A 13,018-nucleotide genomic window follows, 5' to 3' on the forward strand; every position below is an offset into this window, starting at 1 on the left:
AATTACTTAACCAAAATATAAATAGGTACATATACAATCGTTAATTTTTCAAATCAAACAAGAGCGCTTAAGGCATCCGCCCAAAAGCCACTCTTACGAAAAAAAGCCGAAACGCCCAAAATTTGAAGAACAATTTTCGGGTGTCTCGGCTTTTTTCTCAGAGTTGAACATTACTGTTACAACTTCAACATTTATTTCTTGTTACGTTCATTTTTCATGATTGAAATCGATTGTTTCAATGACGTCCAAATACCACCTTCACTGTAAACAAGGACGTTCGATTTGTACATATTTGCGGACATGAACATCAATGCGAATGTGATGATCACTAGGACGACCAAAGAAATCAATACGCCACTGATTTCAACCGTTTCATTTGCCAAACGGATCGGCATGATATATGAAGATAGGAACGGTATATATGAAGTGATGCGGATCACGATATTATTCGGATCAGATGCACCAAGGATCAATCCTAACATATAACCACCTAAAGAAAGGTACGTCACTGGTAAGATCGCTTTTGCTGTATCTTCGGCTTTGTTGACCAGTGAGCCACATAAGGCAGCTAACACGGCGTAGATCAAGATGCCAAAGAACATGAATAGTAAAGAGTACCATAAGAATGGACCGAAAATACTATCTAAAGAAATCCCATCCAATACACTTTTAACGATTTCCATATCTTTGAACTGATTGAATCCTACTGCAAAGATGATGCCGTATAAAGCCATCTGAGTGACTGCCACTAGCAGTACTCCTGTTAATTTTCCGTAAAAATGTTTTTGTGCAGTGGTACTAGATAAGATCACTTCCATGATTCTTGTGCCTTTTTCTGAAGCAATCTCTTGAGCGATGATCTGTGCATACGTCAAGATGATGATGAATAGAATGATCGTTGCAACATAACTGACTGCATATTGAACAGCTGAGTTATCTTCTCCTATCGTCATTTCACCATTGGCATCAAAACTGACTTTTTGTCTTGAAAATGCAGCGGGTTGACTTAATGCAGCTACTTCTTCTGGAGAGATCCCTAAACTACTTGCCCGCATCATCGACTGTAAGCCAGTCAACTGCTGTTGGATCAATAGTTGGGTCGCTTGTCCTAAAGAGTTTTCACTAAATAATTCCCCAGTCACTTCTCCATTATCTGTAGTGACTACCATGTAAGCATCGATTTTTTCATCAGATAGCTCACTTTTGGCTTCATCTTCTGATGAGATAGCTTCAAAATGGAAGTCCCCCATATCAGATTGACTCAAATAATCAGTGATTTGTTGATCTTCAGCAATGACACCGATTTTATCTGTTTCACTGTTTTGCTGAGCAAAATTACCTGCTAAGTAAATCACACCCATCAAAACAAACGGCACTAGTATCATGATAATAAAAGAAATCGATTTGACATTTTTCAAATAGACATCTTTCGTGATGATCCAAAATTTACTCATGTAGCTCACCTGCTTTCATCTTGAAGATTTCTTCTAAAGTAGGCGGTTGTTGATTGAACATTGGAATATAGCCAAATTGCGTCGCGCGGGTAAAGATCTCTTTCCCTACATCTGGATGATCCAACGTGATTTCCAACGATTGATCTTCGCGAAGAATCACTTTTTGGACCCCATCAATTTCCTCTATTTCTTGTTGTGATAATCCAGACTCCAAAAATAGCTTTGTTCTGCCAAATGCTTCTCGAATCTCGTGGACTTTCCCATCTAGTACCATCTCCCCATTTCGAAGCATGATCAAGTGGTCACAAATCTTTTCAACGTTATCCATATTGTGACTAGAAAAAATGACACAAGAGCCATTTTTCTTCAATTCGATGATCCCGTCTTTAAGTAGCTCAGCATTCACTGGGTCCAAACCACTAAAAGGCTCATCTAAAATAATCAACTTAGGTTCGTGGATCAGTGTTGCAATCAGTTGTACCTTTTGTTGATTTCCTTTTGATAAAGACTTAACTTTATCTGTTTTTTTTCCTTTTACTTGAAATTTTTCCATCCAAAAATCGATCTTAGGTTCAATTTCTTTTTTCGTTTTTCCACGTAATGCGGCAAAATAGATCAACTGTTCTTGGATCGATACCTTGGGATAAAGCCCTCGTTCTTCAGGTAAATACCCAATGATATCATAATCTTTTTCACTCAAATGATGGCCGTTCCATAGTACTTCTCCTTGATCTTGCGTCAAAAAATCTAAAATCAAACGAAAAGTCGTTGTTTTTCCTGCACCGTTTTGCCCAATCAATCCCATGATTTTCCCATCAGGTATTTGAAAAGAAACATGATCAACAGCTGTATAACTGCCAAATGTCTTAACCAAATCCTTTACTTCTAGCATTTTCTCACTCCTTCATCCTAAATTCCTCTGTCCTTTACTGTACGATATAAAAAAAACTCCTATAAAAAGACTTATGTTATTGTTTTTTATTGTACATATGAAAATGATAGGACACTTTACAGGTTTTGTAAAGCGCCCCCAGTTCAATTTTTATGCAGTTTATCGAAAACATTTTGTGCGACATTTTTTGGTAGACCAATTTCTTGCAACTCCTCAATTGACGCAGCAGTGATGTTTTTTAACGATTTGAACTCTTTCAACAACATTTTTTTTCGTTTGGGTCCTAATCCTTCGATTTCATCTAAGCGCGACGCAAAACTATTTTTACTACGTAATTGGCGATGAAATGTGATTGCAAAGCGATGGACTTCGTCTTGGATACGTTGCAATAAAAAGAACTCTGGTGAATTTCGTTCGAGCGGAACCACTTTTAATTCATTCCCAAATAACAACTCATTGGTTTTATGTTTGTCATTCTTAGCCATCCCAGCGACAGGGATATCGATTCCCAATTGATTCTCCAGTACATCCTTCGCTACATCGACTTGCCCTTTCCCCCCATCGATCAAAATCAGATCAGGTAAAGGCAGCTCCTCTCGTATCACACGCGCATAACGCCGGTAGATGACTTCTCGCATCGAAGCGTAGTCATCCGGTCCAACGACCGTTTTGATTTTATATTTACGGTATTCTTTTTTAGCTGGCTTTCCATCGATGAATACCACCATCGCTGCTACTGGATCAGTCCCCATGATATTAGAGTTATCAAAAGACTCGATCCGGACAGGTGCTGGGATATTCATGGCATTGCCTAGGCGCTCGATTGCTCCGATCGTTCGTTCTTGTTTCCTCACGATCAAGTCAAACCGTTCATTCAATGCCACCCTTGCATTTTTATTGGCTAGTTCGACTAATTTTTTCTTCTCACCACGTTTGGGCTGGATGACTTTTGTTGATAACAACGCCTCAACACTCGGTTGATCGATCGTATCAGGGATCACCACTTCTTTTGGAATGAAATGCTCATTTTCCTGATAAAATTGTCCGATATAGGTTAAGAAATCCTCTTCTGCTTCATTATAAAAAGGAATGATCGATACATCTCGTTCAATCAGTTTTCCTTGACGTACAAAGAATACTTGGACACACATCCATCCTTTGTCGATAGCATAGCCAAACACATCTCGATCGATCAAATCAGTGTTTGTCATTTTTTGTCTTGTCATGATCGTTTCGATGGCTCTGATTTGATCACGATACTCTGCTGCTTTTTCAAATTCCATATTTTCTGCAGCCTTGGCCATTTTCTCTTGGATCTCAGCTTCGATCGACTCATGACCACCATTCAAAAAGCGTTTGACTTCATTCACGATGCTTGTATATTCCGCTGGATCTACATCAAAATAATAGGGACATAAACATTGACCTAAATGGTAGTAAAGACAAGGTTCTTTTGTCTGACTTGGTTTACATTTCCGTAAAGGGAATAGACGATCTAAAATCTTTTTTGTTTCGTTCGCAGCCCCAACATCCGGATAAGGACCAAAGTAAAAGGCTTTGTCTTTTAATACTTTACGAGTGATCACTAAACGAGGATATTTTTCATTCGTGATTTTTAAAAAAGGGTAGGTTTTATCATCCTTCAACATGATATTGTATTTTGGATCATTCTTTTTGATGAGATTGATTTCCAGAAGCAACGCTTCAATGTTTGATTCTGTCACAATGTATTCAAAGTCTTCGATCTCACTGACTAATCGTTCCGTTTTCGTGTTATGACTTCCAGTAAAGTAGGAACGCACGCGGTTCTTCAAGACTTTGGCTTTCCCTACATAAATGATCGTGCCGTTTTTGTCTTTCATCAAATAGCAGCCAGGCTGATCAGGAAGTAATGCAAGTTTATTTTTTATTCGTTCATTCATGGTGACTGCTCCTTTACATTTCCGATATCGCTATTATAACAGAGGTTGAGATATAAGTATCATGCAAAGAGAAATAACAAAGAATCTACAGTGCTGACACTTGCATTTTTTTGTATCCGAATCGCTTATCCAGAAATTGATTCTAATCTTTTGAGCCTAGTTTGCTCTTCTATGCTCCGTTCATTTTTCAGTCGCAAAAAAACCGAGACAGCAATCTCAATGATTGTTGTCTCAGTCTGATGTGTTAGTTACTTAATCTTATAAGTGTTGGGCAATCATTTGACGTAATTGATCTTTTGATTGAACACCGATCGCTTTTTCTACTACTTCGCCGTCTTTTTTCAAAAGTAATGTTGGAATACTCATGATCCCGAATTGTTGTGGTGTTTCAGGATTTTCATCAACATCCATCTTCACGATTCTAAATTCGTCTTCGTCGTATTCTTCTTCTAATTGGTCTAGAATTGGCGCTTGCATTCGACAAGGTCCACACCAAGTTGCCCAAAAGTCGATCAAAACTAATCCTTTATCTGTTTCTTCGTTAAATGTTGCATCTGTAATTACTTGAGCCATATCAAAGACCTCCATTTATTAGTCTGTTCTAAGTATAGCACTAATGTAGTCTAGATTCGAGCTATTTGCTTACCTTTAGTAAGCTTTATTTAAATTTAACAATTGTCGCCCCGTTGCCCCCTTGATTCCCTGGAGCAAAATCAAAGCTCTTGACACTACGATGATTTTTTAAATAATCGGTGATCCCTGTTCTTAGTGCGCCTGTTCCTTTTCCATGTACGATCGTCACTTGAGGGTAGCCAGCCAAGATTGCCGCATCTAAATAAAGATCGACTTCATTTAGCGCTTCTTCATAACGTTTGCCTCGAAGATCAAGTTGATTGGAGACCGTCGAATGCGCATCTGAGCGCACCGTATGGATCACTCGTTGTTGTGGTTCTTTTTGGGGAGCGATCGGTGTCAATTCACTTTCCGAAACGTTCATCTTCAAGATACCGATCTCCACTTGCCATTGGTTGCCATTTTTACGTAACAACGTTCCCCGTTGGCCGTAAGTCGTGACGAGGACTTCGTCACCTGGTTTCAATGTTTTCTGTTCTTTCGCTTTTTTCAAGACTTTGTTTTTCTTCAGTTGTTCTTCTTGATGCAAGTTGGCTAACTGTGATTTCGCATCGATCAATTGATGCTCTTTGACCGTGCCTTGCCCCACTTGTTTTTGTAAGTTACGAATATCAGCGATGATTTTTTCTGCTTTTTCTTCTGCTTCAGAAACGAGCGCATTGGCTTTTTGTTTGGCTTTCGCCATTTCTTGTTCGCGCTCTTCAAAGAAGTAGCTGTAAGCTTCTTTCAAATCATTGTACAGACGTTGCGCTTCATCGACGTAATGACGCATTTCTAAATATTCTGTTTCTGCCATTTTCCGACGATTCTCTAAATCAGTGATCATTTCATTCAAGTCTTGACTTTCATCGTTCATCAATTGTTTGGCTTCATCAATGACTTGGCTGTCTAATCCTAAACGGCTAGAAATCTCAAAGGCATTACTTCTACCCGGCACGCCGATCAACAAGCGGTAAGTCGGGCTAAGGGTATCAACGTTGAACTCCATGCTTGCATTGATGGTATTTGAGCGATTGTAGCCGTAGACTTTCAATTCAGGATAATGTGTTGTTGCCATCACATAGGCAGATTTCTTTCCAAGGTCGTCTAAAATAGCAATTGCTAACGCTGCTCCTTCTTGTGGGTCCGTGCCCGCACCAAGTTCATCAAACAAAACTAAGCTTTTTTCATTGACTTTAGAAAGGATATCCACAGTATTCGTCATATGCGAGGAGAAGGTCGATAAACTTTGCTCAATCGATTGTTCATCTCCGATATCAGCAAAAATATCTTCAAAGATCCCGATTTGACTTTCTTCATCCGCCGGGATCGGTAAACCTGCTTGCCCCATCAATTGCAATAAACCTAGTGTTTTCAACGTGATGGTTTTCCCACCGGTATTTGGTCCAGTAATGACGATTGCTTGATAGTTTTCCCCAATCGAAATATCATTTGGCACGACTTTTTCTTGATCGATCAATGGGTGTCTGGCTTGCTTCAAATCAACGATGTTTTCTGTACTGATCGTCGGCACGATTGCCTTCAGTTCTTTCCCAAAGCGTGCTTTCGCATTCATCAAGTCCATTTTTCCAATGACATACGCATTGTGGATGATTTCTTGACGATGAGGAACTAACTCCGCCGACAACTCGCTTAGAATCCGTTGGATCTCATTGCGTTCGGCAATTTGATACTGACGCAAGCGATTGTTCAACTCCACGACTTGTTTTGGTTCAACGAATAGTGTTTGTCCCGAAGAACTTTGATCATGGACGACTCCGCCAAACACACCACGATATTCTTGTTTTACTGGAATGACATAGCGGTCGTTTCGCATCGTAATGATGGCATCGCTTAGGTATTTGGCATTTTTCCCACGAACGATCCCATCTAATTGTTCTCTGACTGCTTGTTCACTTCTACGGATATTATGGCGGATCGTCTTCAACTCTGGAGAGGCATCATCCGTTACTCGTCCGTCATCGTCGATTGCTTCTTTCAAACGACGACTCAAGGATGGGATAGCGACTAATTGATCTGTCCAAAAGTAAAGACGCGCAAACTCGATCTCGCTATCTGCTAAATCATCAATAAAACGTCGCAACTCACTAGTAGTAGATAAGACACGAGAAACTTGTGCTAACTCTACCCCATTAAGATCCGCACCGATTTCGATCCGTTTCATATGTGGACGGATATTCTCTAATTTGGGGATTGGGATACCGCCACGCAGTCGTTGGACCTTTAGTCCATCTTCCGTTTCTTCTAACCAATATCTGATCGTCTCTGCTTCATTCACTGGCACAAGCTGGGCTAATTCTTCTTGCCCTTGTGCTGTGATCACAAACTGTCGTACTTGTTGTTTTACTTTTTCAAACTCTAATGTTTCAAGAATTCGTTTATTCATTTTTTTCACCTTACTTTCGCTAAAAAAGAGGCCGATAGATGGCTAAATAGTCCTCAAGACTAACCAACATCTTCATAGCCTCTGTCATTGACAAGAAATAATCTCTTACTTAGTTAATTACTTGTGTTACCCATAGATCATATATTTTATTTGCTAAAATAGGTGTTCGTTCAACCATAAATGTTGCAAGATTATTGCCATTAAACTGGTTCTGGATAAATCCCACCGGAATAAACGTCAATAAACGTAAAACTAAAAACAACGAAATATAGGTGATGATCACGGATAAAATTCCTCCAGCCACCCAGTCTAATTGCTTTAGTACAGGAATAAACGTCAACCCATGCGCGAATACCCCAATGAATCTTGTGACTAGCCAACCAATAAATAAAATGATCAGGAAAGCCACTCCGGCATAAAACGCCTCATCTAATTTGAATGAAAAAGCTTGATCAAAAAAAACTAGGTTAGAATTGGCTGTTACCGCTGGATAAGGAATATATAATTGCAGATGACTGGCTAATGTTTTGTAATAGGTTTGTGCTGCTAGAAATGAGACAAAATAGCCAATCAGATAAATTCCCTGTAGCGCAAAGCCGCGACTTGCCCCAGAAAAAAATGCAATCAGCAAAATAAATAAAATCAAAAGACTAAGCATACATTCTTCCTTTCTCTTCTATAATAATATCAATTCGAAGATCTTTGTTTGATTTGACCTTTTCTTTTTTCATTTAGGATCTGTTGTGCTTCCACATGATTTTTGATCTCATGGTCGCTTCCACTTTCTTTTAATACTGCTCGCGCTTCGTTTTCAATTGCTTCGATTCGTTTGATGCGATTTTCCATTTCTGTGAATCTCACCATTTTTTGTTTCAGTTCTGTGACTTCTTTTATTAAATTCAAATTTTTTTCCTGTCTTTTCAATTGATCTGAAAATGCATTGACTGCTAATAAAATAGCTGCTTGTTCATTGTCTAATTGAGGGGACAATTCTTTCAGTTCAGCTAGTTGTTCATTGATTAATTTTGTGACCATATCCATATGCTGTTTTGATTCTTGCCCGATAATAGTATACGTTTGATCCGCAATCACCGCTTTATAGCGTGTTTTTTCATGTGCCATATGAATCTGTCTCCTCCTATTGCCAAAAATATTAACTAGTGTACCATATAGTTAAGCAATTAACCGTACACGAAAAACTTCATTATAAATACTTTACTATTATATGATAAACTTTGCAAAAATGCTATGTGTGCATTGATTTCAAATCAGCTGGATCTAGTCAAATGTAACTTTTCGTTCGACTTGATCGCAACAGGAGGAAAACATGAGTAACATTATCTTAAAAGTAACAACAAATCAAATGAACATGATGAAAGAGGCATATCGCCCATTTTTAGTACAAAAGCCGATTCCATATACGCATTTTTCCGCTAAAAAAAATGGCACGACGATCACCGCGTATACTTCTGGAAAAGTGATGTTTCAAGGTAATGGCGCCGAACAAGAAGCTGCGAAATGGGGAGACCCACTGACACCTAAAAAAACAACACAAGTTAGTACTTCTTCCTTACCCAAAGATCTACAAACACTATCTGTTTTAGGGAGTGACGAAGTCGGCAACGGCAGTTACTTTGGGCCACTGACTGTCTGTTCTGCCTATGTCGATCAAACACAATTGAAGGAATTACGCTCGTTAGGTGTCAAGGATTCAAAAGAATTAAAGGACTCACAAATTATCCAATTAGCCAAAGTATTGAAGGAAACGATCCCTTATCAATTGTTGGTTTTGCCACCAAAAAAATACAATGAGATCCAACCTACGTATAATGCAGTGAGAATGAAGGTCGCTTTACACAATCAAGCTATCCACTTATTGTTACAAAAAATAGCACCCGTCAAGCCGGATGCTATTTTGATCGACCAGTTCACACCGGAAGCCAACTTTAAAAAATACGCGCGTTTAGAAAAAAATCAAATCACCGAAAAACTCTACTTTGTTACCAAAGGTGAACAATATCATCTAGCTGTTGCTGCGGCTTCGATCATTAGTCGCGCAAGCTTTTTAGAAGAGTTGGACAAAGCTTCTGCTGAACTTGGTCTCACGCTTCCTTCTGGTGCGGGTACCAAATCCGACCAAGTCGCTGCAACGATTTTAAAAAAAGGTGGCGAAGCCTTGTTAGCAAACTATGCAAAATTGCATTTTGCGAACACAGAAAAAGCCAAAAAATTAGTCAACTAACTATCAGTTTTAGCTCGGTTCATTTTCTTTAAGTTCGATTTAAGTTTTGTTGTTTATCCTCATGTTCAAGAGGTGAAAACGATGAAAAAAATGCGAATTATTATTTTTATATGTATGATCGGGATCATTGCCCTTTTCAAATTTGGTCTTAGCAATCAAGACACAGATGCGAGACAACAGACAAGCAACAGTGTCTCTAGCATCATACAAACAACTGATTCTTCTTCAGAGGCTCTCATAAAAATCGGAAAAGAAGATGCCACATTGTATGCAGACGAATCATTAAGTGAACCGCTTATTTCCGTCAATGCTGGTGAACTGGCTACGCTTCTTTCAACTACAGCCAACGCCTACAAAATTACCACGAATGATGGTGAAAGTGGTTATATATCGCTTACGGACGGCTCATCAGTGACTCGCTCGACACAAGAAACACCGAGTGACCTATCAGAAGCGGTGATCGTACTAGATCCCGGACACGGAGGCGACGATACAGGCGCGCTTAGCACAGATGGAAATACGGAAGAAAAGACAGTGACACTCGCTGCCGCAAAACAATTACAAACGAGTTTAGAAGCCGCTGGCGCAACGGTTTATTTGACTCATGAAACAGATGACTACATTTCATTAGATGACATTTGTGCATTTAGTGAAGAAAAAGCAGCGGACCTTTTTATCAGCTTACATGCTGATTCGACTGAATCGGCCAATGAAGCAACTGGTACAACCACTTATTATTATTACAATAGTGAGCAACGTCTAGCGGAAACTGTTTCTGATGAACTGGCGGATCTGCCCATTACTTCTCGTGGAACTGCTACAGGGAACTATCAGGTGTTAAGAGAAAACCTTCAGCCATCCCTCTTGATCGAAATGGGCTATATGAACAATGAGGAAGATCTAGCAACATTGACTACTGTTAACTATCAACAACAACTGGCACAATCGATCACACAAGCGCTACGCACTTATTTCAATCAATGATTTTTTTCTAAACGTAAGAACCTCGCTAGGCATTGATGTTTCATCAAGCCCAACGAGGTTTTTCAATTCCATCAGCAACCAGTTGTCAGTGAATGGTCACTCCTGAATCTGCTAATATTTAAACGATCTAATTGATCAATTCCCATGGTCCCCATTGTTGAGTGCCAGGTTCATCGCCTTGTGTCCACCATTTTGCCTGATACGTATTTCCTAAATGAGTGACTCTATCCCCCAGAAGATAGACTGTTGATGCATCCCATGCCGCATACCCAGGCACACTGTCTTCCAAGGTTTGAACGATCACTGGTTGACTAGCTGCCGAAACATTGTTTGAGGCATCAAATGCTTTTACAGCATACGTATACTGTGTATCAGGTGTTAATCCCGTATCTGTAAACGATGGCGTTCTTGGTTGTCCGACCAATTGACCATCACGGTAAACAAAGTAACCTGCTACTCGCTGATTGTCGGTTGAAGCCGTCCAGTTCAACGTCACTTCTGTAGCATTGATCGTTGTCGCTGCCACATTTGTTGGAATTGACGGTGCCTCAACATCTGAAGGGTCTGGCGCTTCTGCACCAAAGATCACTTGGTGGTTGATCTCAATACCGTCAGTCCCAATTCGTTGACTTAAAGTGATCGCATCAATATGATCAACCGAAACCTGTGACGTATCAGATTGTAATCGGAAATCATAAGAAGCTCCTGGAGCAAGTTCTCTGCCATCATAAACGGTGGCTAGATCAACAGTTACCGTGCCGTTAGTGGTAGTCACAGCCCCTGCCTTGAAGTTACCAGAAGTTAATGTTTCATTACTATTCAACTCCAGCATAAGTTTAGGCAATTTGACTGTTTTCTGAGCAGCTTCCACAGCGCTTAGTACAGTAGACGTTTCTGTCAATGTTTCATTATTTGTCAAAGTGATTTCGTACCCGCTTACATTATTCTCTGTATATGGGGTGATATCCACAGAAATGTCTAATGGTGTACTAACGATTTCGTGCTGTGGTAATGGTGTGTTTCCAAATAAGCCTTCTTTGATTGCGTTCGTCAGTTCATCACGTTTTGTACTTGTCGTTTCTTTGTCTTGTGATTGCATCCAAGAAATCACACCGCCTAATTGTTCTTCCTGTACATATTGTGTTTTATAACCGATCGAGCGTACGTTATCAAAACTGAAAAACTCGCCAGTTTCTGTACTATACATGTAAGGTGCTTTCGCTACATCATCCCAGTATTCAGTCAGTCCACTCGTTGCACTGATCAAATCTGGAATATTTCGATATGGCCAGACACCACCGGCTCTACCGCCATCCCCTACAACTAACGGACTTTTATTTTTCGCACCGTATGTTGCCGATAGGTCAGCATTTCGATTACTCTGTTCAGCCGTTTGGAACAATCCAGGTAGTAACGGATCATTGCCTTCTGCCACTTCATGCCAACCACGAGTATAAAATGCTGCCCCAATCACGATTTTTTCAGCTGGCGCACCTTCATCTCGTAAAAACTGGACCGTCTGATCCACCGAAAGTCCTTGGTCATAATTAGGATCAGCAGGATTCCCATAGAGCGCTGTATGATGTCCACTGCGGTCACCCCAACCACCGTTCATATCATAGGTCATGATATTCGCAAAATCAACAACTTCAAATAGACCGTCAATATCTATCCCAGAAGATAATCTTCCTTGGGATGCAGGTAGTGCAACTGATAATTCATAAGTTTTACCTAGTTCTTCACCTTGTTCATCGATCGATTCGCGAATCTCATTTAGTAAAATGATGTAATTTTCTTTATCTTCAGGTACAGCATTCGGCGTTCCTTCATCGTTGACATTGTCTACCAAGTCAGGTTGTCGAACATCTGCAGGGTACTCCCAATCGACATCAACAAAATCCATATTCGTATATCTGATAAATCGTGTGACGTTCTCTACTAGGTTCTGTCTTTTGACTGGATCAGCCGCTACTTCAGAAAAATCACCTGATTTCGACCAGCCACCCAAAGAGACACCAATTTTCATATTAGGATTTTTCCCACGCAAATCTTGGATCGCATTCAAGATACCCGAACTTGCAGAATTCCATTGGACTCCTGTTTGTCCTACAGGCGCACCAACAGCAGCATCCGTATCTGTAAATTCTAAATCGCCATTACTATCAAAATCCAAAAAGGCAAAATTCAAATGAGTGATTTGATCAGCTGGAATATCTTTAGGATAGAAATTCCCTTCTCCACCCCAAATCGACCAATCGCCATAGTACATGACATTGCGATAAGGCGCTACCTGAGTTTCTCGCACCTCTTCAGCATGAACCTCTGGCGACTCATTAAATGCTGGTAAAGTCATTGCAACAATCGAAGAAAATAACAAAGCAACTAAACTAATACTCTTAATTCTTTTCATATCAATCTCATCTCCTTTTTTTCTCAGTTTTTTTACGGAAAAACAAGCGCGCCCAAATCACAGGTTAAAAGTTATTTTATCACTCCTTAAAAATT

10 protein-coding genes are annotated in these 13,018 nt (G+C 39.9%); 2 read left to right on the plus strand and 8 right to left on the minus strand.

Annotated elements, in window-relative coordinates; genetic code table 11:
• Window positions 1-191 precede the first annotated feature (191 nt).
• The 7 genes from CUS89_RS08495 to zapA form a co-directional block, all read right to left on the minus strand.
• Entirely contained in the window at window positions 192-1,454 is a 1,263-nt protein-coding gene (locus tag CUS89_RS08495; protein WP_104871775.1) for an ABC transporter permease, read from the minus strand.
• On the minus strand, window positions 1,447-2,346 hold the full coding sequence (locus CUS89_RS08500) for an ABC transporter ATP-binding protein (RefSeq protein ID WP_071867322.1): 900 nt from the start codon (window positions 2,344-2,346) through the stop codon (window positions 1,447-1,449). Before CUS89_RS08500 ends, CUS89_RS08495 begins: the two co-directional genes overlap by 8 nt.
• Window positions 2,347-2,489: 143 nt before the next feature.
• A complete protein-coding gene (uvrC, locus tag CUS89_RS08505) occupies window positions 2,490-4,268 on the minus strand; it encodes an excinuclease ABC subunit UvrC (RefSeq protein ID WP_104871776.1) in 1,779 nt (592 codons plus the stop codon).
• A 258-nt stretch (window positions 4,269-4,526) separates the two neighbouring features.
• The gene (gene trxA / locus CUS89_RS08510) at window positions 4,527-4,841 is read right to left on the minus strand and encodes a thioredoxin (RefSeq protein ID WP_010734835.1); all 315 of its coding nucleotides are present in this window, start codon (window positions 4,839-4,841) and stop codon (window positions 4,527-4,529) included.
• Window positions 4,842-4,926: 85 nt separating this feature from the next.
• Complete coding sequence (locus tag CUS89_RS08515) at window positions 4,927-7,287, minus strand: endonuclease MutS2 (RefSeq protein ID WP_104871777.1); 2,361 nt, start codon at window positions 7,285-7,287, stop codon at window positions 4,927-4,929.
• 109 nt (window positions 7,288-7,396) lie between these two features.
• The gene (locus CUS89_RS08520; RefSeq protein ID WP_104871778.1) at window positions 7,397-7,945 is read right to left on the minus strand and encodes a CvpA family protein; all 549 of its coding nucleotides are present in this window, start codon (window positions 7,943-7,945) and stop codon (window positions 7,397-7,399) included.
• Window positions 7,946-7,974: 29 nt separating this feature from the next.
• A complete protein-coding gene (gene zapA / locus CUS89_RS08525) occupies window positions 7,975-8,409 on the minus strand; it encodes a cell division protein ZapA (RefSeq protein WP_104871779.1) in 435 nt (144 codons plus the stop codon).
• Between the two features lie 205 nt (window positions 8,410-8,614).
• Between zapA and rnhC the strand changes: the two genes are divergently transcribed.
• On the plus strand, window positions 8,615-9,529 hold the full coding sequence (rnhC, locus tag CUS89_RS08530; RefSeq protein WP_104871780.1) for a ribonuclease HIII: 915 nt from the start codon (window positions 8,615-8,617) through the stop codon (window positions 9,527-9,529).
• Window positions 9,530-9,610: 81 nt separating this feature from the next.
• Window positions 9,611-10,513, plus strand: a complete 903-nt coding sequence (locus CUS89_RS08535) for an N-acetylmuramoyl-L-alanine amidase family protein (protein ID WP_104871781.1) — start codon at window positions 9,611-9,613, stop codon at window positions 10,511-10,513.
• A gap of 127 nt (window positions 10,514-10,640) precedes the next feature.
• Here CUS89_RS08535 and CUS89_RS08540 read toward each other — a convergent pair whose 3' ends face one another.
• Window positions 10,641-12,923, minus strand: a complete 2,283-nt coding sequence (locus CUS89_RS08540; protein WP_104871782.1) for a glycosyl hydrolase family 18 protein — start codon at window positions 12,921-12,923, stop codon at window positions 10,641-10,643.
• Window positions 12,924-13,018: the final 95 nt, after the last annotated feature.

Source organism: Enterococcus mundtii (assembly GCF_002947535.1).
Lineage (GTDB): Bacteria > Bacillota > Bacilli > Lactobacillales > Enterococcaceae > Enterococcus_B > Enterococcus_B mundtii_B.